The 25,510-nt window shown below is 47.1% G+C and carries 27 protein-coding genes and 1 rRNA gene; 15 read left to right on the top strand and 13 right to left on the bottom strand.

The window, feature by feature from the left end; translation table 11 throughout:
• Nucleotides 1-114: ribosomal RNA gene (locus tag FKN16_RS21515) — 16S ribosomal RNA — on the bottom strand; the annotation flags it as partial.
• Between the two features lie 503 nt (nucleotides 115-617).
• Between FKN16_RS21515 and FKN16_RS21510 the strand changes: the two genes are divergently transcribed.
• Nucleotides 618-1,166 carry a gamma carbonic anhydrase family protein gene (locus tag FKN16_RS21510; RefSeq protein WP_170903508.1) on the top strand — a complete coding sequence of 183 codons (549 nt, stop codon included), beginning with the start codon at nucleotides 618-620 and terminating at the stop codon, nucleotides 1,164-1,166.
• A gap of 7 nt (nucleotides 1,167-1,173) precedes the next feature.
• Here the strand turns inward: FKN16_RS21510 and FKN16_RS21505 are convergent, their stop codons facing one another.
• The 4 genes from FKN16_RS21505 to FKN16_RS21490 all read right to left on the bottom strand — a co-directional run bounded on the left by FKN16_RS21505 (nucleotide 1,174) and on the right by FKN16_RS21490 (nucleotide 3,898).
• A complete protein-coding gene (locus FKN16_RS21505; protein WP_012841273.1) occupies nucleotides 1,174-1,437 on the bottom strand; it encodes a DUF1488 domain-containing protein in 264 nt (87 codons plus the stop codon).
• Between the two features lie 3 nt (nucleotides 1,438-1,440).
• Complete coding sequence (gene aroE / locus FKN16_RS21500) at nucleotides 1,441-2,274, bottom strand: shikimate dehydrogenase (RefSeq protein ID WP_170903507.1); 834 nt, start codon at nucleotides 2,272-2,274, stop codon at nucleotides 1,441-1,443.
• 101 nt (nucleotides 2,275-2,375) lie between these two features.
• Nucleotides 2,376-3,293, bottom strand: a complete 918-nt coding sequence (hemF, locus tag FKN16_RS21495) for an oxygen-dependent coproporphyrinogen oxidase (protein WP_024699626.1) — start codon at nucleotides 3,291-3,293, stop codon at nucleotides 2,376-2,378.
• A 47-nt stretch (nucleotides 3,294-3,340) separates the two neighbouring features.
• Nucleotides 3,341-3,898, bottom strand: coding sequence for an L-threonylcarbamoyladenylate synthase (locus FKN16_RS21490; protein WP_025624054.1), 558 nt, complete (start codon nucleotides 3,896-3,898; stop codon nucleotides 3,341-3,343).
• Nucleotides 3,899-4,097: 199 nt separating this feature from the next.
• On the opposite strand from FKN16_RS21490, the gene purE reads away from it, so the two are divergent.
• Entirely contained in the window at nucleotides 4,098-4,583 is a 486-nt protein-coding gene (gene purE / locus FKN16_RS21485; protein ID WP_048625611.1) for a 5-(carboxyamino)imidazole ribonucleotide mutase, read from the top strand.
• 4 nt (nucleotides 4,584-4,587) lie between these two features.
• Nucleotides 4,588-5,721: a 5-(carboxyamino)imidazole ribonucleotide synthase gene (locus tag FKN16_RS21480; protein WP_170903506.1), complete on the top strand. Its 1,134-nt coding sequence runs from the start codon at nucleotides 4,588-4,590 to the stop codon at nucleotides 5,719-5,721.
• Nucleotides 5,722-5,786: 65 nt separating this feature from the next.
• Here FKN16_RS21480 and FKN16_RS21475 read toward each other — a convergent pair whose 3' ends face one another.
• The 4 genes from FKN16_RS21475 to FKN16_RS21460 all read right to left on the bottom strand — a co-directional run bounded on the left by FKN16_RS21475 (nucleotide 5,787) and on the right by FKN16_RS21460 (nucleotide 9,104).
• The gene (locus FKN16_RS21475; RefSeq protein ID WP_005386647.1) at nucleotides 5,787-6,356 is read right to left on the bottom strand and encodes a topoisomerase DNA-binding C4 zinc finger domain-containing protein; all 570 of its coding nucleotides are present in this window, start codon (nucleotides 6,354-6,356) and stop codon (nucleotides 5,787-5,789) included.
• 78 nt (nucleotides 6,357-6,434) lie between these two features.
• The gene (locus FKN16_RS21470) at nucleotides 6,435-6,914 is read right to left on the bottom strand and encodes a DUF494 family protein (protein WP_005379074.1); all 480 of its coding nucleotides are present in this window, start codon (nucleotides 6,912-6,914) and stop codon (nucleotides 6,435-6,437) included.
• A gap of 2 nt (nucleotides 6,915-6,916) precedes the next feature.
• A complete protein-coding gene (gene dprA / locus FKN16_RS21465; RefSeq protein WP_170903505.1) occupies nucleotides 6,917-8,026 on the bottom strand; it encodes a DNA-processing protein DprA in 1,110 nt (369 codons plus the stop codon).
• Nucleotides 8,010-9,104 carry a LysM peptidoglycan-binding domain-containing protein gene (locus FKN16_RS21460; protein WP_170903504.1) on the bottom strand — a complete coding sequence of 365 codons (1,095 nt, stop codon included), beginning with the start codon at nucleotides 9,102-9,104 and terminating at the stop codon, nucleotides 8,010-8,012. Before FKN16_RS21460 ends, dprA begins: the two co-directional genes overlap by 17 nt.
• 138 nt (nucleotides 9,105-9,242) lie before the next feature.
• Between FKN16_RS21460 and def the strand changes: the two genes are divergently transcribed.
• From def to FKN16_RS21430, 6 genes are all read left to right on the top strand, one after another.
• Nucleotides 9,243-9,761 carry a peptide deformylase gene (gene def / locus FKN16_RS21455; protein ID WP_005379068.1) on the top strand — a complete coding sequence of 173 codons (519 nt, stop codon included), beginning with the start codon at nucleotides 9,243-9,245 and terminating at the stop codon, nucleotides 9,759-9,761.
• A gap of 33 nt (nucleotides 9,762-9,794) precedes the next feature.
• A complete protein-coding gene (gene fmt, locus FKN16_RS21450) occupies nucleotides 9,795-10,742 on the top strand; it encodes a methionyl-tRNA formyltransferase (RefSeq protein ID WP_170903503.1) in 948 nt (315 codons plus the stop codon).
• Nucleotides 10,743-10,822: 80 nt separating this feature from the next.
• Nucleotides 10,823-12,106, top strand: a complete 1,284-nt coding sequence (gene rsmB / locus FKN16_RS21445) for a 16S rRNA (cytosine(967)-C(5))-methyltransferase RsmB (RefSeq protein WP_170903502.1) — start codon at nucleotides 10,823-10,825, stop codon at nucleotides 12,104-12,106.
• A 63-nt stretch (nucleotides 12,107-12,169) separates the two neighbouring features.
• On the top strand, nucleotides 12,170-13,546 hold the full coding sequence (gene trkA / locus FKN16_RS21440) for a Trk system potassium transporter TrkA (RefSeq protein WP_005394041.1): 1,377 nt from the start codon (nucleotides 12,170-12,172) through the stop codon (nucleotides 13,544-13,546).
• A gap of 9 nt (nucleotides 13,547-13,555) precedes the next feature.
• Nucleotides 13,556-15,001, top strand: coding sequence for a TrkH family potassium uptake protein (locus tag FKN16_RS21435; RefSeq protein WP_006742925.1), 1,446 nt, complete (start codon nucleotides 13,556-13,558; stop codon nucleotides 14,999-15,001).
• 25 nt (nucleotides 15,002-15,026) lie between these two features.
• The gene (locus tag FKN16_RS21430; RefSeq protein WP_170903501.1) at nucleotides 15,027-15,611 is read left to right on the top strand and encodes a DUF3157 family protein; all 585 of its coding nucleotides are present in this window, start codon (nucleotides 15,027-15,029) and stop codon (nucleotides 15,609-15,611) included.
• A gap of 38 nt (nucleotides 15,612-15,649) precedes the next feature.
• Here the strand turns inward: FKN16_RS21430 and FKN16_RS21425 are convergent, their stop codons facing one another.
• Nucleotides 15,650-16,303, bottom strand: a complete 654-nt coding sequence (locus tag FKN16_RS21425) for a hemolysin III family protein (protein ID WP_005394044.1) — start codon at nucleotides 16,301-16,303, stop codon at nucleotides 15,650-15,652.
• Nucleotides 16,304-16,373: 70 nt separating this feature from the next.
• The gene (locus FKN16_RS21420; protein ID WP_005394045.1) at nucleotides 16,374-17,180 is read right to left on the bottom strand and encodes a sporulation protein; all 807 of its coding nucleotides are present in this window, start codon (nucleotides 17,178-17,180) and stop codon (nucleotides 16,374-16,376) included.
• Nucleotides 17,181-17,476: 296 nt separating this feature from the next.
• Here FKN16_RS21420 and FKN16_RS21415 point away from each other — a divergent pair, with 296 nt between their 5' ends.
• The 5 genes from FKN16_RS21415 (at nucleotide 17,477) to FKN16_RS21395 (ending at nucleotide 21,490) form a co-directional block, all read left to right on the top strand.
• On the top strand, nucleotides 17,477-17,644 hold the full coding sequence (locus FKN16_RS21415; protein ID WP_005379043.1) for a hypothetical protein: 168 nt from the start codon (nucleotides 17,477-17,479) through the stop codon (nucleotides 17,642-17,644).
• A 166-nt stretch (nucleotides 17,645-17,810) separates the two neighbouring features.
• Nucleotides 17,811-18,077 (top strand): YihD family protein, encoded by a 267-nt coding sequence (locus FKN16_RS21410; protein WP_170903500.1) that lies wholly within the window; start codon nucleotides 17,811-17,813, stop codon nucleotides 18,075-18,077.
• Nucleotides 18,078-18,390: 313 nt separating this feature from the next.
• A complete protein-coding gene (ccoG, locus tag FKN16_RS21405; RefSeq protein ID WP_170903499.1) occupies nucleotides 18,391-19,812 on the top strand; it encodes a cytochrome c oxidase accessory protein CcoG in 1,422 nt (473 codons plus the stop codon).
• 54 nt (nucleotides 19,813-19,866) lie between these two features.
• Complete coding sequence (locus tag FKN16_RS21400) at nucleotides 19,867-20,853, top strand: serine/threonine protein kinase (protein WP_170903509.1); 987 nt, start codon at nucleotides 19,867-19,869, stop codon at nucleotides 20,851-20,853.
• A gap of 34 nt (nucleotides 20,854-20,887) precedes the next feature.
• Nucleotides 20,888-21,490 (top strand): thiol:disulfide interchange protein DsbA/DsbL, encoded by a 603-nt coding sequence (locus FKN16_RS21395; RefSeq protein ID WP_005379036.1) that lies wholly within the window; start codon nucleotides 20,888-20,890, stop codon nucleotides 21,488-21,490.
• Between the two features lie 46 nt (nucleotides 21,491-21,536).
• Here FKN16_RS21395 and FKN16_RS21390 read toward each other — a convergent pair whose 3' ends face one another.
• Nucleotides 21,537-22,415: an acyltransferase gene (locus FKN16_RS21390; protein WP_170903498.1), complete on the bottom strand. Its 879-nt coding sequence runs from the start codon at nucleotides 22,413-22,415 to the stop codon at nucleotides 21,537-21,539.
• A 149-nt stretch (nucleotides 22,416-22,564) separates the two neighbouring features.
• Between FKN16_RS21390 and FKN16_RS21385 the strand changes: the two genes are divergently transcribed.
• Nucleotides 22,565-23,521, top strand: coding sequence for a DUF2860 domain-containing protein (locus FKN16_RS21385; RefSeq protein WP_170903497.1), 957 nt, complete (start codon nucleotides 22,565-22,567; stop codon nucleotides 23,519-23,521).
• Nucleotides 23,522-23,578: 57 nt separating this feature from the next.
• On the opposite strand, the gene FKN16_RS21380 is transcribed toward FKN16_RS21385, so the two are convergent.
• Nucleotides 23,579-25,102: a YifB family Mg chelatase-like AAA ATPase gene (locus tag FKN16_RS21380; RefSeq protein ID WP_006742918.1), complete on the bottom strand. Its 1,524-nt coding sequence runs from the start codon at nucleotides 25,100-25,102 to the stop codon at nucleotides 23,579-23,581.
• Nucleotides 25,103-25,510 lie beyond the last annotated feature (408 nt).

Raw genomic sequence — 25,510 nt, 5'->3', positions numbered from 1 at the left:
CGCTCGACGCCGTTATCGTCCCCCGAAGGGTCAGATAACTCGTTTCCGCTCGACTTGCATGTGTTAGGCCTGCCGCCAGCGTTCAATCTGAGCCATGATCAAACTCTTCAATTTAAGATTTTGTTCGACTCAATGAATACTGAACATTACATAAAGTAATGTTTGAATTGACTGTGCTGAATCCGAAGATTCAATGGTCACTTCGTTTCATTGAAACCTAAATTGTTTCCGAAGAAACTATTTGGATTATCATCAACGAGTGCCCACACAGATTGATAGGTCTATATTGTTAAAGAGCTTTTCCTGTTGAGCTTTGCTCAAAACAGGACGGCCATTTTAGCGAGTTAAAGTTTAGTGTCAATCACTTTTTTCAAACTTTCTTCAAGCGTTTCCGCTTGGCTAATTTGGCTTGCTAACCTCGACCTCGGACTTCGTTTCTTTCGAAGCGTTGCCGTGTCAGCGAGGTGGCATTATAGAGATTGCGATCACATTGGCAAGCCCTTTTTCACGTTTTTTTTGATTTTTTTATCGTTTGGGTGTTTTTTATTCTAAAAGGCGAGTTTTCACTACTATTCTACCTCCATGTCCCCTGTACTCGCCCCTAATAAGGAGAAAAGATGAGCTCAATTAGAAGCTACAAAGGTATAAAGCCTCAACTTGGTGAGCGTGTTTACGTTGACTCAACCTCAGTGTTAGTCGGAGATATCCGTATTGGGGACGATTCTAGCATTTGGCCATTAGTAGCGGCACGAGGCGATGTGAACCACATTCACATTGGTGATCGAACGAATATTCAAGATGGTAGTGTTTTGCATGTCACCCATAAGAACGCCGAAAACCCAAACGGCTACCCACTTATAATTGGCAATGACGTTACGATTGGCCACAAAGTGATGCTGCACGGTTGTGAGATCCACGATCGTGTATTGGTTGGTATGGGGGCGATTGTTTTAGATGCTGTCGTTATTGAATCAGAGGTGATGATTGGAGCGGGCAGTTTAGTGCCGCCAGGAAAGAGATTAGAAAGCGGCTATCTTTATGTCGGTAGTCCAGTTAAACAAGCTCGTCCTCTATCAGAGACAGAACGAGCTTTTTTGCAAAAGTCTGCCAATAACTATGTTCAAAACAAAAACGACTACTTACATGAAGTAGAAGACTTGAGCTAAAGGTCTGTTAGCCGATGATAATATGGCCTTCTTCGTTGAAGGCTTCATCTTCTATTAACTCTTCTGCTATTTCTTCCAGATCAAATCGGTAGTCAATAAAAGCAGAGAGCACGGCCTGCTCCGTATCTAACTCTGAGCCAGATAACTTTTCTAACTTTTGTTTCGTCACAAAGCATTCTATTAGCGCACCAGATTGTTGCGCCGCAAAGTTTACTGATTGTGACACTTCATCCCATGATTGCATGTCTGGGAATAAGATGGATTGATTCATCGCTTATTGACCTTCAAGGTTCTTTCTTAATTCACGCAAAATCTGTTTAGCTCCAGGACGAAGACCGCGCCATAACATAAAACTCTCAGCAGCTTGGCCAACTAACATACCTAAACCATCATAAGCATGTGCCGCACCGTGTTGCTTAGCCCATTGGTTAAATGTGGTATCACCTTTGCCATACATCATGTCGTAGCTTGTACTATTGGCGGCGAACACCGAGGAAGAGATCGCAGGTAACTCACCACTCAATGATGCAGACGTAGAGTTGATTATGACATCGAACTCTTCAGCAATGGTATTCATCTCGTTTGCTGTAACAGGACCATATGCAGAAAACAATTCTGCCAATTCTTCGGCTTTAGAAAATGTACGATTAGTTATCGTTAGAGATGTTGGTTTTTGATCGAGCAATGGTTTAATCACTCCTCGAGCGGCACCACCAGCTCCTATGATCAGGATGCGTGCGCCTTCTAAAACGACTTGATGTTGCAACAAGTCCTGCACTAAGCCTGCACCATCAGTGTTATCACCAATGATTTCACCATCATCAAGCTTCTTAAGTGTATTCACTGCTCCAGCAAGCTGAGCACGCTCGGTCAAACGGCTGGCAAATTGATAGGCATCTTCTTTAAAAGGCAAGGTCACGTTACAGCCTTTGCCGCCGTCAGCAAAAAATGCTTTCGCCGCCTCGATAAATCCACCCACAGGCGCACACTCTGCGGTGTATGTAAGGGACTGATTAGTTTGGCGAGCAAAGAGTGTATGGATAAATGGCGACTTGCTGTGCCCGATAGGGTTACCAAACACGGCGTAACGATCGATTTGCGGGGTCATGTCCTTACCTTTGTTCCTTACTTAGATATAGAGAAAACAGGGCCATCTGATTACAGATGACCCTATCACTATCTATCTATATAGAAAAGGAGATTCCGTGCTTACCATTCGCGTGGTTTCAGGTATCGCTCGTAAAGTTCCGCTTCAGGCGTTCCTGCTTCTGGTTCGTAGCGGTACTCCCATCGCGCTAACGGCGGCATCGACATCAGAATCGACTCGGTACGCCCACCACTTTGTAAACCGAATAAAGTGCCACGGTCGTACACTAAGTTGAACTCAACATAACGACCACGACGGTAAAGTTGGAATTCACGTTCGCGCTCGCCATATTCGATGTCTTTACGACGAGACACGATCGGCAAGTAAGCTTGGCAATAGCCTTCACCCACCGCTTTGATGTAATCAAAACACTTATCAAACTCCCAGTGATTCAAATCATCAAAAAACAAACCACCAACACCACGAGTTTCATTTCGATGTGGCAAGAAGAAGTACTTATCACACCACGCTTTGTGTTCAGCATATACTTCTTCACCAAATGGGGCACAGATTGCCTTAGCTGTATCGTGCCATGACTGACAATCTTCTTCGAAAGGATAGAAAGGAGTCAGGTCGAAACCACCACCAAACCACCAAATTGGTTCTTCGCCCTCTTTCTCGGCGATAAAGAAGCGGACATTGGCGTGTGAAGTCGGTACATAAGGGTTTTTGGGATGGATAACCAAAGAGACCCCCATCGCTTCAAAGCGGCGACCAGCTAGCTCCGGACGATGTGCCGTCGCAGATGCTGGCATTTCTTTCCCTTCTACATGCGAAAAGTTCACCCCACCTTGCTCGAAAACAAGGCCATCACGCAGAACACGTGAGCGCCCACCGCCACCAAGACGTTCGCCCGGTTCACGATGCCATGCATCCTCGACAAAGACGGCCTTTCCATCTTCTTGTTCTAACTGCTGACAAATGGAGTCCTGAAGCGACATCAGGAACTGCTTTACGGCGTACTTATCGATTGCTGACATACGTTATTACCTATTACGTGAAACCTATTGATGGCTGGCAAGCAGGGTTAGCCCTGTCTTAATATTTGTGAAGTTTTGGCGTCACGAATCTCGCTGGGTTTATCACGGCCGCTGGTTTCACCACGAAGAATGGCCACCAGCTTGTCACCTAATTGCTGCTCTACCTCTTCCGTGGTCATACACGGTGGCAAGCCGGAAAGATTCGCGCTGGTAGAGGTTAACGGCTTTCCGAATGCATTACACATCTTTTGAACCAAAGGATGATCAGTCACACGAACTGCAATTGAATCAAATTGTCCTGAAACCCAGTTGGAGACTTTATCGCTCGCTGGCATGATCCAAGTGTATGGACCAGGCCAAGTTGCATGAACGGTCGCTAATTGTTCTGGAGTCAGTTGAGATTCATCAATATACGGCAAGAGCTGCTCATAACTTGCAGCGATCAGAATCAGCCCTTTTTCCACCGGGCGCTGCTTGAGCTCCAGCAGTTTTTGAATTGCTTCTGGGTTATCTGGATCGCATCCGACACCAAAAACCCCTTCTGTTGGGTAGGCAATCACTTCGCCTTGTTGTAGTGCGTTGAGCACTTGTTCAAAGTTATCCACCGATTACTTCCTGATTGTCTGACTGTATTATTTTCACTAAGTGTACAAATATTCATTCTCAGACACTAAAGCAATTTTTTTATAAAATGTATCAATAGCGACAACAACAGGACGCAAACGTTTGCTTGAGATAAAAATCCCCGTATAATGCGCACAAATTTATCAGCTCACCTAATTTTGCAGCTTGAAGGAGTTTGAGATGAAAGTCGGTATCATCATGGGTTCTAAATCCGATTGGCCAACCATGAAACTAGCAGCAGACATGCTAGACCAATTTGGCGTACCTTACGAAACAAAAGTCGTGTCAGCACACCGAACTCCTCAATTACTGGCGGACTACGCCAGCAGCGCGAAAGAACGTGGTATCAAAGTGATCATCGCTGGTGCAGGCGGTGCGGCTCACCTACCAGGTATGGCAGCTGCATTTACTAGCATACCTGTACTTGGCGTTCCGGTTCAATCTCGCGCACTAAAAGGCATGGACTCTCTGCTATCTATTGTACAAATGCCAAAAGGCATTGCCGTCGGTACGTTAGCGATTGGCGAAGCGGGCGCTGCAAACGCAGGCATCTTAGCGGCACAAATCCTAGGCACTCATGACGAAAGCATCATGGCGAAGGTAGAAGCGTTCCGCAATGAACAGACGGAAACCGTACTGGCTAACCCAAATCCAGCTGAGGATTAATCAGATGCATGTACTGGTTCTTGGTGCGGGTCAATTGGCTCGAATGATGTCTCTGGCTGGTGCGCCACTGAATATTCAAATTTCAGCTTACGATGTCAGCAGCGGTGATGTCGTTCACCCTTTAACTCAACAGGTACTTGGCCATGGCTTGGAAAATGCGATTACGCAAGTTGATGTGATTACTGCCGAGTTCGAGCATATTCCACATGACGTGCTCAAGGTTTGCGAAGCGAGCGGCAAGTTCCTACCAAGTACGCAAGCCATCAAAGCAGGTGGTGATCGCCGTATTGAAAAAGCACTGCTTGATGATGCTAGCGTGCGCAACGCGAAATACTACGTGATTGAAACTCGTGAAGACTTTGAGCGCGCAATTGAACACGTTGGTATGCCAATGGTTCTGAAAAGTGCATTGGGTGGTTACGATGGTAAAGGTCAATGGCGCTTAAAAGACGCTTCTCAAGTCGACGACATTTGGACTGAGATGGCAGAGTGCATCGCGGCAACACCTACTCAAGCGATTGTTGCTGAAGAGTTTGTTCCTTTTAACCGCGAAGTATCACTTGTAGGTGCTCGCGGTAAAGATGGCAGCGTTGAAGTGTACCCTCTGGCAGAGAATGTTCACACCAACGGTGTATTGAGTCTTTCTACTGCGATTGATGCGCCAGGGTTACAGGAACAAGCAAAGCAAATGTTCACGGCAGTCGCAGATAGCCTAGATTACGTTGGCGTATTGGCGCTTGAGTTCTTTGATGTCGATGGGGCACTTTTAGTGAATGAGATTGCTCCACGCGTGCACAACTCTGGTCACTGGACACTGCAAGGTGCAGAAACGTGTCAGTTTGAAAACCATCTGCGCGCAGTGTGCGGCTTACCATTAGGTAGTACGAAATTGGTTCGTGAAACCTCAATGATCAATATTCTTGGTGAAGACACACTACCAGATGCATTGTTATCAATGGATGGTTGCCACATTCATTGGTATGGCAAAGAGAAACGTGCAGGTCGCAAGATGGGACACATCAACGTGTGTGGTGACTACCCAGGAGAATTGCACCTTAGGTTGTGCGCTCTGGCAGACATCTTAGACCCAATAGCTTTCCCTGCTGTGCAAGCGTTCGCTAAACAGCCTCAACACTAACGTTTGGCAGCAAAAAAACAAAAAAGGGTCGCACGATGCGACCCTTTTCAATTCCTTTGATTCATTTACCCTTGCTGGGTGTGCTGACACTTACGATTAGCACACTGCAATTTCACACCACTGGCGAGTTTCTTCTCCACCAACAGAGTAAAACCACATTCTTCGCACCTCCCCTTTACCGGAGGGAGATTCACTGCAAATTTACATTTAGGGTAGTTATCACATGCGTAGAAAGTTTTACCAAAACGCGTCTTACGTTCAACTAAATGACCTTTACCGCATTCAGGACACGCGTGGTGCTCTTGCGACTGCTTTTCTGGCTCTGGTTGATTAATCGACTCAATATGATGGCACGCCGGATAGTTACTGCAACCAACAAACATCCCATAACGCCCTTGGCGTAATACCAACTCGTTACCACAATCTGGACAAGGAACGCCAAGCTCTTTGACGATGTGTCCATCATTGTTGTGCAGGGCTTTGATGTAATCACAGCTTGGATAGTGGCTACAGCCAAGAAAGGGACCGTGTTTGCCATGTTTGAGGGTCAACTCGCTGCCACATTTAGGACACGGCTCGTGTTCCAATGCGTGTTCATGGGCAGAGAAAAGGGTGTTGTCGATTTTACTACTCATACTTACCGTTTCGTGAAAAACACACCAAAAGACAAGCTCGCGTTCTTGCTAGCTAAACTCGAACTTGCCTAGATTGGGTTAGTGAAGAATCCCTTGTTCCTTGGTGTACAACAGCTCTTCCATTAGCGTATAAGCGTTTTCATTGCCAGGCACATTAAACAGCACCATCAAAATGATCCATTTGAGGTCTTCAAGCTCAAACTCACTCGTTTCTAGACCCATCACTCGATCAATCACCATTTCGCGAGTTTCTGTGGTTAACACATTGATTTGCTCGAGAAACAATAAAAACCCTCGGCATTCCAAATCTAAACGCTGCATCTCTTTCGCTGTGTAGATACGAGTTGATGACGAAGCCATGCAAGTCGAGATTGCAGAAGAGGTGTCACTTTGCTGCAATGCGGCAAGCTCTTCTAACCAGACAAGGGCTTTGTAGATATCTTTTTGTTGGAAGCCTGCACGGAGCAGCTCTTCTTCCAACTCGTCTTGTTCGACCTGTAACTCTGCATCGCTATGGATGTAGGTTTCGAATAGATACATCAGTATATCCATCATCATAGCTAGCCCCTCCCCTTTCGAATATAGCCACCTGAAACCGCAACGACATGCCCAGAGAGTTCTAACTCTAAGAGCTGCATCATGACTTCCTGGACAGGTATATTGGTCCTGTTTGCAAGAATATCAACCGGTGTAGCTTCACTTCCTACGTTAGCTAACAGCTGAGGAAATGGCAATTCTTCTTCATCATTTAACGTAGAAAATAAATCGGTACTCTGATTAATAGACCAATCAAGCAAAGACTGTATTTCATCTAAGACATCTTTCGTCTTTTCTACGAGGCAAGCACCATGACGTATCAACTGGTTGCCACCGCTGGCATTAGGGGCATTTATCGAAGCTGGCAGCGCAAATACTTCTCGACCTTGCTCAAGCGCGTAACGAGCAGTAATTAACGAGCCACTCCTTTCCGCCGCTTCCACAACTAACACACCTAGCGATAATCCGCTAATAATGCGGTTTCGACGCGGGAAGTTTTCCGGGCGCGGCTTGGCGTTGGGACGAAATTCAGACACCAAAGCCCCATGTTCAATAACACGCTGCGCTAAACCACGATGACGTGCCGGATAAATATTTTCTAAGCCAGATCCCAGCACCGCAATCGTCTTACCTTTTGCTTGCAACGCACCATCATGCGCATGGCCATCAATGCCTAAAGCGAGACCACTGGTGACAATAAAATCGTGCTGAACAAATTCGGCGGCAAAGTGGCGTGCATGCTGTAAGCCATCAATACTCGCATTTCGGCTGCCAACCATTGCTATTTGTGGCTGCGAAAGACAAGTAGAACTTCCTTGCACAAAAAGCAGAGGTGGCGGCGCAACGATTTGTTTGAGTTGAAGTGGATAAAGCGGGTCAGTCAGTGTCAGGATATGATGATTTGTAGAAGCCTCAAGCCAACTTAAACAGGCATCAACTTCTTTATCTGTTGAAGCCCAAGCTTGAATTTGCTTAGTTGTTAACCCAAGTTGTTGTAGCTGTTCAGGAGAGAAGTTTACAATGTTACGCGGCGTGTCTCTTGCCAGTAGCTTATTCATTTTTACCCCGCCAATGCCTGGTAAACAACTCAGTTTTAACCAGGCAGCGAGATCATCGTTATTTCGTCGATTCATCGATGGTTAATTCGTTCGCCAACGGTGACACCACCGAAATATCTTGGTTAATGGGTTTCTTACTGTTAGTGATCAGTGCCAAGCTAAAGTACTCATAAGGACGAATCACAAGCAATTCGCCAACTTTGCTTTGAGGCAAAGTGATTTGCTTATCAAGCACGCCAAACTCTTTCTTGAACTCATCGCCGTCTTTGTAAACTGGGTGCGCGTCTTCTTTTAAATCAAACACACTGCCTTGCTTCAGATTGTCTGACGTGCCTTTATCAATCACCACGACTTGGTTGGTTGAGCTAAAACGAATACCTTCGATATTGCCTAGCAACTTTGCAGAGCTGTCTCGTGGCGACGGCAGCGGGTAGAACGTAGTCGTGAAGTCAGTATTCTCAACCGATTGATTTGGCAACGCGATATCGTTACGTAGAATTTCTTGCATCTGCGATGTAAGCTTCAAACCTGAATAATCACTCGAAGCTTCAACGAGCTCGCCTTTGGCAATCAAACGCAGCGCGGTAATCTCTTCGGACACATCGTCACGCGAAAAGGTAGCTACTGGTCGGTAAATAGCCCAACCTGTCGCGGTCTGATTACCATTGATATACAGCACATCTTCTGCAGTCAGATACTTACTGCCTTTGCTGCTACCCATCACTTTTGCTGCTCTGTTCAACGAATCTTTATCTAGCAACCGATCCGATTTAAGGTAAGGCATCACCAAACCTTCCGCGACCGTTGGTACCGCTTTCTTTTCCGTGATACGTGCTTTCGGGCTCAGCTTCTTAACCGGTTTTAGGCTCAACACGGGCTGACCGTTAATCCACACCAAAGACAGCTTGTCACCGGGATAAATTAAATGAGGGTTGTCGATTTCCGGGTTTACTTGCCACAAACGAGGCCACAGCCACGGGCTATCTAGGTACATAGCCGAAATATCCCATAGCGTATCGCCCTTCACGACTACATATGTTTGTGGCGCATCATCTTTAACAGTCAGTGGGTTTGCATCCACATTTGCTACAGCGTTGAAAGAGAAAAGTAACGGCAACGTAACACTGGCAACGTTGCGGAAAATTCGATTCATGACCCTCGTCCTTGGTCTATTAAGCAGGAACCAGAATGGAAATTGGTGCAAGGATGCTGTCATTTAGGCTATAAAATGTCTAGAATTGAGCCAACAAGGTTTGTGCTGTTTCGGCACAGTTCAATATTTCGAGTGAATATGTCTGTATTACAAGTATTAACATTCCCGGATGATCGCCTGCGCACAGTCGCAAAGCCTGTTGAAGCGGTGACGCCTGAGATTCAAAAAATCGTCGATGACATGATTGAAACCATGTACGACGAAGAAGGTATTGGCCTTGCTGCAACGCAGGTTGATATCCACAAACGTATCGTAGTGATTGATATTTCAGAAACTCGCGATGAGCCGATGGTGCTAATCAACCCTGAGATTCTGGAAAAGCGTGGCGAAGATGGCATCGAAGAAGGCTGTCTGTCGGTACCAGGTGCACGCGCACTTGTGCCTCGCGCTGCAGAAGTTACCGTTAAAGCACTGGATCGTGATGGCAAAGAGTTCACCTTTGAAGCCGACGACCTGCTAGCGATTTGTGTTCAACACGAGCTTGATCACCTACAAGGTAAGCTATTCGTGGATTACCTATCGCCACTGAAACGCAAACGCATTCAGGACAAGCTAGCAAAAATCAAACGCTTTAACGAGAAGCAGCAAAACGCTTAATCTCGAACCATACCAATTAGAAGGAAGCCTACCTTGAGTCAGTCTTTACGTATTGTCCTTGCAGGTACTCCGGATTTCGCCGCCCGTCACTTGGCGGCGTTGTTGTCTTCGGAGCATGAAGTCATCGCGGTTTACACAAACCCAGATCGTCCAGCGGGTCGTGGCAAGAAATTGGCAGCGCCACCGGTAAAACAACTGGCGCTGGAACACAACATCCCGGTTTACCAACCTGAAAGCTTTAAGTCCGACGAAGCGAAACAAGAACTTGCCGATCTGAACGCCGATCTCATGGTTGTCGTGGCGTACGGTATGCTCCTGCCACAAGCGGTTCTTGATACCCCTAAACTGGGCTGTATCAACGTACATGGTTCTATCCTACCTCGTTGGCGTGGTGCGGCTCCAATCCAACGCTCTATTTGGGCGGGCGATGCAGAAACTGGCGTGACCATCATGCAGATGGACATCGGTCTCGACACTGGTGATATGCTGAAGATTGCAACTCTGCCAATCGAAGCGACAGATACCAGCGCTTCAATGTACGAAAAATTGGCTGAGCTTGGTCCAGAAGCCCTGATTGACTGCCTAGCAGACATTGCTGCGGGTAAAGCAGTGCCAGTGAAGCAAGACGATGAGCTAGCGAACTATGCGAAAAAACTCAGCAAAGAAGAAGCACGCATCAACTGGAACGACGATGCGGCGCACATTGAGCGCTGCGTTCGTGCATTTAACCCATGGCCAATGAGCCACTTTGAGGTGGCAGAAAACAGCATCAAAGTATGGCAAAGCCGTGTGGCAGAGCAAACCAGTGACAAGCCAGCCGGCACCATCGTGCAAGCAGATAAAACCGGTATTTATGTTGCGACAGGCAACGGCGTACTGATGCTAGAGCAACTGCAAGTTCCTGGCAAAAAAGCCATGTCAGTTCAGGATATTCTAAACTCACGTGCAGCTTGGTTTGAAGTCGGCACTCTGCTGGTTTAAGCCATACTAGGGGTTATCATCCCCAATAATACGAACTTTTAGAGGGCAGAGATGCCCTCCTTTACTTTAAGGTACTCATCATGAATGTTCGCGCTGCGGCTGCTAACGTCCTGTATCTTGTCGTCGACAAGGGCCACTCACTTTCAAGCGCTCTTCCAGCGGCTCAACAAACGGTACGACCTCGTGACCACGCTCTGCTACAAGAGATCTGTTACGGTGCGCTACGTTACCTACCTCGCCTAGAAATGATCGCAAACCAGTTGATGGATAAGCCGCTCAAAGGCAAACAACGTGTATTCCATCACCTAATTCTGGTTGGTATTTACCAACTGAGCTTCATGCGTATTCCTGCGCACGCAGCAGTCGGAGAAACGGTTGAAGGCACTAAAGAGCTGAAAGGTCCTCGTCTGCGTGGTTTGATTAACGCTGTATTGCGTAACTACCAACGCAACCAAGAAGAACTCGACCAAATGGCCGTCAGCAACAACGCTGGCAAGTACGGTCACCCAAGCTGGTTACTAAAACTGCTGCAAGAGGCCTACCCACAGCAATGGGAAAGCATTGTTGAAGCGAACAACCAAAAAGCACCAATGTGGCTGCGTGTGAACCATCAGCACCACACTCGTGATGAATACCTTGCGCTACTCAAAAATGAAAACATTGATAGCACGCCACACACAGAAGCAATGGACGCCATAAAATTGGCCGCACCATGTGATGTGATGAAGCTACCTGGCTTTGATAAAGGTTGGGTTTCGGTCCAAGATGCGGCGGCGCAGCTCTCGATCAACTATCTAAAACCACAAGACGGCGAACTGATTTTAGATTGCTGTGCAGCGCCAGGTGGCAAGACTGCGCACATTCTAGAGCGCACGTCGGGCAGTGAAGTGGTCGCGATTGACTGCGACGACACACGCTTGAAACGTGTGCATGAAAACCTGAAGCGTCTCAACCTTCAGGCAAAAGTGGTTTGCGGTGATGCGCGTAATCCACAAGAATGGTGGCAAGGCGAGCAATTTGATCGCATTTTGCTGGATGCCCCATGTTCTGCGACTGGCGTGATTCGTCGTCACCCAGACATCAAATGGCTACGTCGTGCAGACGACATCGCCGCATTAGCAGAGCTACAAAGTGAAATTTTTGATGCCATGTGGACGCAACTGAAACCCGGCGGCACAATGGTTTACGCGACTTGTTCAATCACACCGCAAGAAAACGTGGAGCAAGTAAAAGCGTTTTTAGCACGTACCGCGGATACGCAACTGCTGGATTCTGATCCCGACCAACCTGGTCGTCAAATTCTACCAGGTGAAGAAGACATGGATGGTTTCTACTACGCAGTGCTAACCAAAACACACGCGTAACAGCATGCTAAATAGGGCGATTGGAGTGATTTCAATCGCCTTTTTCAGATACGAGAAAAGAGTATGAAGATCATTATTCTTGGTGCAGGTCAGGTTGGCGGCACACTGGCAGAAAACCTAGTGGGTGAAAACAACGACATCACCATCGTCGACAACAATGCCGACCGACTGCGTGAATTACAGGACAAATACGACCTGCGTGTGGTCAATGGCCATGCGAGCCACCCAGACGTGCTGCACGAAGCGGGCGCACAAGACGCCGATATGCTCGTCGCGGTGACCAACACTGATGAAACCAACATGGCCGCCTGTCAGGTCGCGTTCACTCTATTCAACACCCCAAACCGCGTTGCACGTATTCGCTCTCCAGAATACTTGGCAGAAAAAGAAGCCCTGTTTAAATCTGGCGCCATTCCTGTCGATCACCTTATCGCCCCAGAAGAACTCGTTACGAGCTACATCGAACGTCTGATCCAATACCCAGGCGCGCTGCAAGTGGTGAGCTTTGCTGAACAGAAAGTCAGCCTAGTCGCAGTAAAAGCCTACTATGGTGGCCCGCTGGTGGGTAACGCGCTGTCTGCTTTGCGTGAGCACATGCCGCACATCGATACCCGTGTGGCGGCGATTTTCCGCCAGGGTCGCCCGATTCGCCCACAAGGCACCACGATTATTGAAGCCGACGATGAAGTGTTCTTCGTTGCAGCAAGTAATCATATTCGCTCAGTGATGAGTGAACTTCAGCGCCTAGAAAAACCGTACCGCCGCATCATGATTGTTGGCGGGGGTAACATTGGTGCCAGTCTCGCAAAGCGCTTAGAACAAAACTACAGCGTGAAGCTGATTGAACGTAACTACCAACGTGCAGAAAAACTGTCAGAAGAGCTAGAAAACACCATCGTGTTCTGCGGTGATGCGGCAGACCAAGAGCTTCTCTCGGAAGAGAACATCGACCAAGTCGACGTCTTCATCGCGCTGACCAACGAAGATGAAACCAACATCATGTCTGCGATGTTGGCAAAACGCATGGGTGCGAAAAAAGTAATGGTGCTGATCCAACGTGGCGCTTATGTAGATCTGGTACAAGGCGGCGTAATTGATGTGGCGATCTCACCACAACAAGCGACCATTTCCGCCTTGCTGACGCACGTTCGTCGCGCTGATATCGTGAACGTATCCTCACTTCGCCGCGGCGCTGCAGAAGCAATTGAAGCCGTCGCTCACGGTGATGAAAGTACATCCAAAGTTGTTGGACGTGCGATTGGAGATATTAAGCTCCCACCTGGGACCACCATTGGTGCTATCGTTCGTGGCGAAGAAGTCCTTATTGCCCACGACCGTACGGTCATCGAGCAGGATGACCATGTGGTGATGTTCCTGGTCAACAAAAAATACGTATCAGACGTCGAAGCGCTATTCCAGCCGAGTCCATTCTTCCTCTAGGATTTTCCTATGGTCAACTTACGTCCCGTACTGTTTGTTATCGGGCTGGTTTTATCCAAACTGGCCCTGTTTATGTACGTGCCGACTTTGGTCGCTTTCTTTACCGGTACGGGGGGATTTCTCGATTTCGCCCAAGCCGTTGTGATCACGCACCTTGCCGCCTTCATTTGCCTAACGATCGGTCGAACCGCCAAGTTCAAACTCAGCGTACGCGATATGTTCCTCATCACCAGTTTGGTTTGGACCATCGCCAGTGCGTTTGCCGCCTTGCCGTTTGTGTTTATCAACCACATCAGCTTCACCGACGCCTACTTCGAAACGATGTCGGGTATCACCACGACGGGCTCAACGGTGCTCAGTGGCCTAGACAACATGGCGCCGAGCATCTTGCTGTGGCGCTCTATTTTGCAGTGGCTTGGGGGGATTGGTTTTATCGTAATGGCGGTGGCGGTGCTACCTATGCTCAATGTCGGTGGTATGAAGCTATTCCAAACCGAATCATCCGATTGGTCGGATAAAAGTAGCCCGAGAGCAAAAACGGTCGCCAAAAACATCGTAGCGGTTTATTTGATGCTTACTGGCTTATGCATTGTGGGCTACTTGGTCACCGGCATGAACCTGTTTGAAGCGATCAATCACGCCTTTACCACGCTATCAACGGGCGGATACTCTACATCCGACGGGTCGATGAACCACTTCTCTAATGGCGCACACTGGGTGGCCACTACCTTTATGTTCTTAGGTGGCTTGCCATTTTTGCTCTTCATCGCCGCGTTACGTAAACGCCGTATTGATGTGTTAGTTAACGACGCTCAAGTTCGAGGATTCGCGTACCTGTTCGTGTTCTCAAGCTTAGTGATTTCAGCCTGGTTAGTGATTCGAGACGGATACACCATTTTGGATGCGCTACGAGTGTCGATGTTTAATATCGTCTCTGTCGTCACCACAACCGGCTTTGGCTTAGAGGACTTCACCGCGTGGGGCGCATTACCCACAACTCTTTTTGCCTTCTTAATGATGGCGGGGGCATGCTCAGGATCAACGTCTGGCGGGATCAAAATCTTCCGTTTCCAAATCGCAATGACACTGCTGAACAAACAGATGATGAAATTGATTCACCCTTCAGGTGTGTTTGTACAGCGCTACAACCAACGCCCAGTGAATGATGACATTGTTCGCTCGGTGGTCGCGTTTGGCTTGATGTTCTTTATCACCATCATCTTTATCGCGGGTTGCTTGAGTGCACTGGGTTTAGACCCCATCACTAGCATCTCTGGTGCCATCACTGCGGTAGCCAACGTCGGCCCAGGTATGGGAAGCGTGATTGGACCGACGGGTAACTTCGCGCCTCTGCCAGATACCGCCAAGTGGCTCCTGAGCTTTGGCATGTTAATGGGCCGCTTGGAAATTCTGACTATTCTTGTACTGTTCTTCCCTGCGTTTTGGCGCCGTTAAGCAGACACAAATAAAAGGTATAACAATGAAAACATGGATTACTCTGGCGACCCTACTTGCCGCCTCATCCACATACGCCGCTGAAGTCATCACTTTAGCCGATGGTCGAGAAGTGAAGTTAAACGATGACTTTACTTGGGAATACGTCATGAAAAAAACTGCGCAGCAAGCAACAGAGACGCAAGCGACAACAAGTGCGGTTGAAACGATCGCATCTCCCGCAATTGCGACAATTCCAGTGGTGACGAAAACTGTTGGCACTACCGTGGTGGTAAACGCCAAAAAGCCAACCATGCAGCTGTCTGACTCTGGTGTCGACGTACTGATTGGCTCCGCGAGCTATCAAGATGGTGAGCTCGTACTGCCAACGTCCATTACCAATCAAAGCTCACAATCGGTGATTCAAGTTGAAGTGGAAGTTCAGGTATTTGATATGTCTGGCCAGCAACTGGCGAAAGAAAAAGTCACAGTTTGGCAATCCATCAAGCGAATGGCGGATACTTACCTGCGACCAAAGCAAGCAGAACAGGGTAAAAGCATCAAACTGGCAGTGCCGCAGTCTCAGCAATACCAGTTTTCAGCCAAAGTGTTAGAAGTGAAAACTCGTTAATGTGATAACACATGTTTTGTCGAGTTCATATCTATCCGTTAGATAGGCTCGACAAAATAATAAATTGCGAAGAAGTGACACACACAACCCGCTAAAACGAAGCCGTGCCAAATCGCATGATTGAATGGAATACGCTTCGCAACGTAGAAAATCACCCCCAGTGAATACACAATCCCACCAGCTGCGAGTAATGTCAGTCCGCCAATATCCAAGTTGATCGCCAACTGATAAATCACAATCAACGACAGCCAGCCCATGACCAAATACGTCATCAAGGAAAGCTTTTTAAATCGGTAGACAAACGCGACTTTCATGATGATGCCGAGTAGAGCGATGGTCCAGATAACAATCATCAAACCAAACGCGAGCGGCGTACGTAAACTCACCAACAAAAAAGGCGTATAACTGCCAGCAATGAGTAGATAAATGGCGCAGTGATCGAAAGTTTTTAGCCAACGTTTGGCGTTGGGGTGCGGAATTGCATGATACAGCGTCGAAGCCAAAAATAGCACGATAATACTCGCGCCGTAGACAGCCATACTGGCCAGCGTCAGCGTATCAGCTTGCTGGTCTATGGCTTTGATTAGCAGCAGTATCAGGCCAACAATACCAAAAATCATCCCAATGCCATGAGTGATGGTATTGGCCAGTTCTTCGCGTTGACTGTATTGAGGTTTCTGCAGTTCAGACATCAATGCGCCTATACTAGAGTTTGAAATTTGCTCTAGTATGGCACATTAGGCTTACACGTGTAAGCTTAAATTAAGACTCATGAACGGCCGTGGTTTGGTCGAGGTAATTAAGTACAAGTTCGCCCACTTGATCAAGCTTAGTTGTGGCTGGAATGGTCAACTCTCGTTTGAGTTTTCCGCTACCCAGTAAGCTTGCGAGCATGCCACCCTCGCCCTTGCGTGTACGGTCAACTTCAAACCATAATTTAAGTTCTTGCTCGCTACGATGAGCGACAAATTCTAACTCACGCCACACGCCATGGTATGGCCCGTCAGTCGGCACCATCTCAAATTCTTGCACAAATGGCAGGTCGAACCCTTTTACTTCCTCACACTCCACTTGGCGAATACGCAAACCTTGCGCTTCAAATGCGGATAACACCGCATCCATTAGTGGATCAGGTCGAACGGTGAGGATGTCTTTATCGGTCGGATCTAAAGCAGCAGCAACGTCCAAGCCGGTTTCGAGCCACACTTTGGCGTCACCAATGGTGACAGGCGTATTCCAAGGCACATCGAGCTGAACATCGAAGGTACGCTCTTCGCCAGAATGGATGGTAAACGCATAAGGGAGGCTCCACTTAGCAAGAACATGAGTCTGAGGTACTCGACGCATGCTGTGTCCTTCTCGCGCACCACGGTCATCAGGAGCTTCCGCGATATAGCGACAACACAGTTTTAAATCGATGTTGTCGATCGCTTGTTCAGTGGCACCACCATAAACATGGATAGACACATCCACACTTTGACCAGGATATAGCACGTCTTGATTTAGGATTGAGTCAACCTTAGCACTCCCAATCCCAAAACTGGCAAGTGTCTTCTTCAAAAATGACATAGGCACCTCCTTCGTCGAGATCTCATACTACTACTGCTGATCGAGGGATCAAACAAAAATTGCCTCGATCATCGCGACAAAATGACAAAATCTAAACAATTCAATTGCTCAACTATCGACCAATTATTACAAGGATGCTAATCTTATACGTGATATGCATGCATATCGGTATTCCTGATTCATTAACTGGATTGGCGAGAGCCAGAAGAGTGATTCTTCAATCTTGTTGGAGCCTAGCTCATAATGATTCAGGCCATTACATCGGCAATGGATATGCCTGACAGTTAGGTAAATTAATGCGCCCAACAACAGTCAGGTTCGCACACACTAATACTAGTGCAATGCGCCGCCGCAGTGGCTTTACTACTGCACCAAAGGCAAAGCAAGTTGCGCCAGCAATGACATTGGTTGAGAAGACAGCAATGATGTCGAGTGTTCCGGCCAAAGTTATCAAAGCAGCTTAATCAAAAGCGCGGCGCCAGCTGCGCTTTTTTCTTTGCACGCGACTCAAACCTCCTCAACGACTTAGAACAAAACACAGTGAAATAGATAGTTTTTCCTATTTGGTCTTCGCAAAGCAATTTGGTACCTTTACAGCTAATTACACCTATAAATTCTGTGGAGAAAGAAATGAAGTGTCATCGCATTGAAGAGCTGCTTGAGCTACTAGAGCCTGAATGGCATAAAGACCAAGAAATGAACCTACTGCAGTTCATCGTGAAGCTAGCGAAAGAATCAGGCTACGAAGGCAAGCTAGAAGATCTGACCGACGACGTGCTGATCTACCACCTTAAAATGCGTAACAGCAGCAAAGACGAAATGATCCCAGGTCTTAAGAAAGACCAAGAAGATGATTTTAAAACTGCGATTCTGCGCGCTCGTGGCATCATCAAATAACCGGTTCAACAGCCCAGTATTCTTTAAGCGACTCCCTCAAATGAGTCGCTTTTTTATAACTAAAATTTTTAGTCCCACAGTTGGTTATAACTGTTCAGCCAATTATCAGGTTAACTGTACTGACTTTTGTTGTTAAACGTTGACTGCGTTAAAGAAAAGGAATTGTTATTGATTGTATAATCGCCGTTCATCAGTATTTACTAAAATAATTATGTCCGGTCATGATTTATGATAAGGACGAAGTAGCAATGTCATCGAGCGACATCAATAGAAATGACGCCGTACATTATAAAAGCCTAAGAAGGATGAGTGCATGAGTCAGGATAAGATCGATATCAAAGATGTGACTCCTAAAACCTACAACCCCAAGACTCATAAAGGGAATGGGGATCGGTTCAACCCAAGTAATAGCATCTATGTACGCGAAAGCAAAGGGACTTACCAGAAACTGCGTCGTTACGGTGGTTGGTTCTTACTGCTTCTCTTCGCTTTGATACCGTGGATCCCTTACGGTGAACGTCAAGCGATCTTGCTCGATATTGGCAACCAGCAGTTCAACTTTTTCGGTACCACGTTGTATCCGCAAGATCTTACCCTACTCGCCTTGCTATTTGTGATCGCGGCGTTTGGGTTGTTCTTTATTACCACCTTCTTAGGTCGAGTTTGGTGTGGCTATCTCTGCCCACAAACCGTCTGGACCTTCATGTATATCTGGTTTGAAGAGAAGCTAGAGGGCAGCGCCAATAAGCGTCGTAAGCAGGACTCCAATAAGCTAACGGCGAATTTAGCGATGCGTAAAACCGTCAAACATATCGCTTGGTTTGCCATTGCGCTCGCCACTGGTTTTACTTTTGTTGGCTACTTCGTTCCAATGAAGCAATTGGTTATCGACTTTTTCACTTTTAACGCCAACTTCTGGCCCGTCTTTTGGGTAATGTTCTTTGCCATTTGTACTTATGGTAATGCTGGTTGGATGCGTTCCATCATGTGTATTCACATGTGTCCTTACGCGCGCTTCCAGTCTGCCATGTTTGATAAAGACACCTTCATCGTTGGCTATGATGCCAAACGTGGTGAAAAGCGTGGTCCACGTCCACGCAAAGCCGATCCAAAGCAGCTTGGTTTGGGGGATTGTATTGATTGTGATTTGTGTGTGCAGGTGTGCCCAACAGGTATCGATATTCGTGACGGCTTACAATATGAATGTATTAACTGTGGCGCCTGTATTGATGCGTGTGACAACACCATGGATCGCATGGGTTACGAGAAAGGACTAATCAGCTACACCACCGAGCACCGCTTATCGGGTAAGAGTACCAAAGTCATGCGTCCGAAGCTGCTGGGCTATGGAGCTGTGCTACTGGTCATGATTGGTCTGTTCTTTGCCCAAATCGCAGCGGTAGACCCAGCAGGCATGAGTGTTATTCGCGACCGTAACCAACTGTTCCGCGTTAATAGCTCGGGCGAAGTAGAAAACACCTACACCCTCAAAGTGATCAACAAAACCCAGCAAGTGCAAGAGTACTCGTTGGATGTTGAAGGGCTATCCGATGTAAGCTGGTACGGTAAGCAGACAATTCAGGTACAGCCAGGTGAAGTATTGAACTTACCAATGAGCCTTGGCGCCGATCCTGACAAGCTAAACTCTGCGATTACGACAATTCAGTTTATACTCACCGATAAGAGCAACGAATTCACCATTGAAGTGGAAAGCCGCTTTATAAAAAAACTATAGCGTCTACTTCAGTGACTAATGGAAAAAGGCTCAGCAATGAGCCTTTTTGTTTATATGTCCCAAAGTATGTTTAACTTTGACGCCCTTACCCCAGATTTTATGTGGTACGCGTTAGAAAGCATCGGCGTTCGCGCAGAATCAGGCTTTCTTCCCCTCAATAGCTACGAAAACCGTGTTTATCAATTCACTGACGAAGAGCGTCGTCGTTATGTCGTCAAGTTCTACCGCCCTGAACGTTGGAGCAACGAACAGATCCAAGAGGAGCACGACTTCACTTTAGAACTAATTGGTAACGAAATCCCCGTCGCACCACCTGTGCACATCAACGGTGAAACCCTGCATCACTATCAAGGCTATGCCTTTGCGCTGTTTGATAGCGTGGGTGGTCGCCAATACGAGGTTGACAATTTAGATCAGCTCGAAGGTGTAGGGCGTTTCCTTGGTCGCATCCACAAAGTGGGTAGCCGCCAAGCCTTCCAACATCGCCCAACGATTGGCTTGCAAGAATACCTGTATCAACCAAGAAAGATTCTGCAAAACGCCAACATGATTCCAATGCACTTGGAGAACAGCTTCTTCAATGACTTGGATATGCTGATCAAATCGATTGAAAGCCACTGGCAAGAAGGCTTCAATACCATTCGGCTGCATGGCGATTGCCACCCAGGCAACATTTTGTGGCGAGATGGCCCTATGTTTGTTGATTTGGATGACGCTCGTAACGGCCCTGCTGTGCAGGACTTATGGATGCTGCTTAATGGTGAGCGCCAAGACAAACTGATGCAGCTGGATATTGTTTTAGAAGCTTATCAAGAGTTTTGCGACTTTAACCCCGCAGAATTGAAACTAATTGAGCCACTTCGCGGTCTACGAATGGTGCACTATATGGCATGGCTAGCAAAACGTTGGCATGACCCTGCGTTTCCTCTCGCTTTTCCATGGTTTAATGAGCCAAAATACTGGGAAGGTCAGGTCCTTGCATTTAAAGAGCAGATCGCCGCTTTAGAAGAAGCACCGCTGTCTTTAATGCCTCAATGGTAAGTCAGGCCACAAATTCAAAAATGGAGATATTTCGATGAAAAAACTGTTCGCACTGTTTTCTATGCTGATGCTAAGCCTGTCGGCACATGCAGCGCAATTCAAAGAAGGTGAACATTACAAAGTATTGGATCTTGAGGCATCAAAAAAACCTCTTGTGACGGAGTTTTTCTCTTTCTACTGCCCGCACTGTAATAGCTTTGAACCTGTTATCCAGCAACTGAAAAAGCAGTTGCCAGAAGGCACTAAACTACTAAAAAACCACGTTTCTTTCATGGGTGGCAACATGGGCCCATCAATGAGCAAAGCCTACGCGACCATGGTTGCACTAAAAGTGGAAGACAAAATGGTGCCAGTGATGTTTAACCGCATCCACAATCTAAAGAAGGCGCCACGTAACGATGAAGAGCTTCGCCAAATCTTCCTTGATGAAGGTGTAGACGCGAAGAAATTCGACTCTGCATTCAAAGGCTTTGCGGTTGATTCCATGGTTCGCCGTATGGACAAGCAATTTGAAAACAGCGGTCTAACCGGCGTTCCTGCGGTTATCGTTAACAACAAATACCTAGTTCAAGCACAAAGCATCAAGACAATGGATGAGTACTTCTCTCTGGTGAACTACTTGCTGACACTAAAATAAGCGCATCGATATCAATCAAAAGGGGAGCCCATCGCTCCCCTTTTGTTTATTTGTAAATCTCTTGTAGCAACCGATCTTTTTCTTGCCACACATCACCCAACCATTGCTGAAATTGTCGCTTATAGGGCTTATCGTTAAAGTAATCACCAAGCACTCGTTCATCGACGGGCAACACATTCACACGCACAACAACCTTGCCCATTCGGCCCATTAATAAATCCTTGAATGGCTTATTTGTATTTTCTGGGTACGCCAGAGTCACATCGATAATGTTCTCGAACTGCTCCCCCATTGCCGCTAACGTGTATGCGATCCCGCCCGATTTTGGTTGCAGCAAATATTGGTAGCTCGCCTTGCTCTTACGCTGTTTTTCTTCGGTAAATCGAGTGCCTTCGACATAATTAACCACTGTGGTTGGGGCATTTTTGAACTTGGCGCACGAGCGACGTGTCGTCTCTAAATCTTGACCTCGTTTGTGCGGGTTGCGGATCAGATACTCTCGCGAATAACGACGCATAAATGGCATGTCGAGCGCCCAACACGCCATCCCAATGAAAGGCACATACAACAGTTGTTGTTTGAGGAAAAACTTCGGCATAGGAATGCGGTCTTTAAACACGCAGCAAAGCACCACAATATCGGTCCAACTGAGATGATTACTGATCAACAGATACCACCCGTCTTTTTTCAGCGCCTCACCGCCCTGAACATTCCAGTCAACACGGTTAGAAACCGCCAGAATGCCCGCATTAACGGTAGCCCATAACCACATCACCTTGTTGGCACAAGCGGTCGCTTTCGCTTTTAGCTCCACGCTTGGAAGCAATACTTTAAACACAGCGATAATACAAATTGCGATTGAACACAGCGCAGAATTGAGAATCACAAAAGAAGCGTTAAAAAAAAATAACAAATATGCCAACATGATAGTCAAACAACAGTGATAATGTGTGAAGAATAAAACAGCGTGTAATTATACTGCGCCTTTGCCACATTGGAATATGCGTGGGAATGGTCAGATTTGTTACCTCAACCAATATTTGCACCACTCATTCGACAATAAGGAGATAACGAATGAAACCAAGGCTAATTCTCTTGCCTTTGGCCTTTGTCGTCAGTTCTGCTCAGGCTCAACTCGCTGAAACCGCAGGTTTTGGCGGTGAAATTTCGCTGAATGCCGGATTTGTATCATCAGAATCCAACTTCAATACGGAAAATAGTAACACCATCGCTTCTCTCGATAAGCGCGCCGATAGTGACAGTTCCGTTATCGCTGCGCCGCTAGGAAGCATTACTTACACTTTTGGTAACCGACTCAATCACCAAGTGTACGCGGGTACCACACGTTCCGATGTCGCGGTTGGTACACTCGCTTTTCAGCTGGGCTATCAACACGAGTTGCCATCCGGCACCGTACTCGATATTTCCTATCTACCGACCGTGCTCAAAAGCGAAACTTGGCGTAACCCATATCAAGTCGGAATCGCCCGTCAAGAAACGGATGTGGACGGCAATGCCTATCGCTTTCAAATCAAGGGATTGATTGATAAAAACTTCAACCTTGATCTCGCTTATGCTGATAAAGACATTGAGCAAGAAGAAGTAACGGACCGTTCACTCGCTCGCGATGCGAGCCTTTACTACGTTAAAGGTGACTATCGGATTTCACTTAATCAAACATCCATGTTGCAACCCGCTTTCACCTACATCAATCAAGATGCCGACGGTAAGGCGGAATCATTTGATTCGTACGGGTTTGACATCAGCTGGTTTAAATTTATCAACCGCCATCGATTGGCCCTCACCGCAGGTTATGCATGGAAAGACTATCAAGCCGCTAGCCAAACTTTTGCTAAAACACGAAATGACGACACCGTCAGCCTATTTGCAGCCTATGAATATCAAAACGTATTTGACTGGCAAAACTGGTCGTTCATCTCTTTAGCCGGCTACAGCCAAACGGACTCCAATATCACGTTCTATGATGAGAAAGAGTACCTGTTGTCTCTTGGTCTCAACTACACCTTCTAACGTCCTTCATCGCAACAAGGCACTTACAACACTTGTTGCGGTGATATTTGCACGTCTCTATACCGCTTGCGCCGTGAGTTGTTTCAGTAAGCGATCCATCGCTCGATACCCAAGCGCCTCGGCTAAGTGCGCTCGTTCAATCTGCTCCGCCCCATCAAGATCTGCTATCGTTCGTGCTACTTTGATAATGCGATGATACGCGCGAATCGAAAGCCCCAAACGATGTAAAGCGGTTTCAAGAAACTCCGCATCACTTTTGTGTAAGGGGCAAAACGCCTCGATTTCTCGACTGCCTAACAGTGCATTTACCTTACCGCTGCGGTTCAGCATATTGGTACGCGCATGATTCACACGTTCTTTAACGATAGCGGTCGGCTCACCGCGATCACCACCTTCTGCTAATGTCCCTTTGGGCAGAGCAGGGATTTCTAAAGACATATCAAAGCGATCTAACAGCGGTCCAGATAATCGACCAAGGTAGCGCAAAATAGCTTGTGGGTTGGTACGGGCTTGATTACCTTCGTAATATCCTGTCGGACTTGGGTTCAGTGCACCAACTAATTGGAAGCGAGCCGGAAAACGTGTTTTACCTTGCGCCCGAGAGATAATGATCTCACCAGATTCGAGCGGTTCGCGTAACGAGTCCAGCACCTTTCGGTCAAATTCGGGCATTTCGTCGAGAAACAACAAGCCGTTGTGGGCTAAAGAGATCTCCCCGGGTCTGGGTACCGAGCCACCGCCAACTAATGCAGCCATTGAACTTGAATGATGCGGCGAACGAAACGGACGCGACTTCCAATTGTGCTCATTAATTTCACTCTGCGTCAGCGACGCCACCGAAGCGGTTTCCATTGCTTCTTCGTCACTCATCTCCGGTAGTAAGTCACACAAACGCGAAGCCAACATGGTTTTTCCAGTACCTGGCGGGCCAAGGAAAAGTAAGTTGTGGTTTCCAGCGGCAGCTATCTCCAATGCGCGCTTACCTTGTTGTTGGCCAATAATATCTTGTAAGTCTCGACCATGTTTTTCGACTATTTTGCGCTTAGGCGTTTGAAAAAGATTCAGTCGATGTTGACCACAAAGCTCGGCACATACTTCCAGTAATGATTGGGCCGATTTATGTTGTTCCTTCCCCACCAGCGCCGCCTGATCGCCATTTACATGTGGGACCACTAAATGACGTTGAATCTTACTGGCTTCCAGCGCAGCAGGCAGCACACCTTTTACAGGTCTTAGACCACCAGATAGCGCTAACTCGCCAACAAATTCGTAGTTTTTAAGCTTATCTGTCGCGATTTGCTCCGAAGCGGCCAAAATCCCCAATGCGATAGGAAGATCAAAACGCCCTCCCTCTTTGGGCAAATCTGCTGGAGCTAAATTAACGGTGATCCGCTTAGCAGGAAATTGAAAATTAGAATTAATGATCGCGCTACGAACGCGATCTTTGGACTCTTTTACCGTCGTCTCTGGCAGCCCTACCAAGGTAAACCCGGGCATACCATTGCTAATATGAACTTCTACACTAACCGATGGCGCTTGCACCCCGACGCTTGCTCGACTATGAATGATTGCCAGCCCCATACGTTCCTCAATTTATTGAACACTCTGTAAACAAATGTTTTATCTAGTTGGTTATGTTATATACCGCGTCCCAATTGAGAGTTAATGTGAAAAAAGAATGACTTTTTGCTTGTCATGCAGCGGAATTGTGTGATACCACTAATGACGCAAACAATTTCGTAGAACATTACACAACATTTTTTAACGAAAAAAGAACGACAGACAGATGAACCTTTTCGCTCATATCAACGCACTGCTAGCCCTGATTATCGTGGTCATTATTGGCACCGCGCGGGGTATTGTGGGCGAAAGGTAACCACAAATTACAAAAAACCCCCGCACTGAAAAGTCCGGGGGTTTTTTTACAACTACAAGTTGTCATCTGTCTAACCCTCGGACAGTTTAACGGGAAGAATGGGAGTGCACATG

The sequence above is a fragment of the Vibrio sp. 11-4(1) genome (genome assembly GCF_013048625.1).
Lineage (GTDB): Bacteria > Pseudomonadota > Gammaproteobacteria > Enterobacterales > Vibrionaceae > Vibrio > Vibrio diabolicus.
The sequence above is the reverse complement of the archived record's forward strand: the minus strand, read 5'-3'. Positions and strand labels throughout refer to the sequence as shown.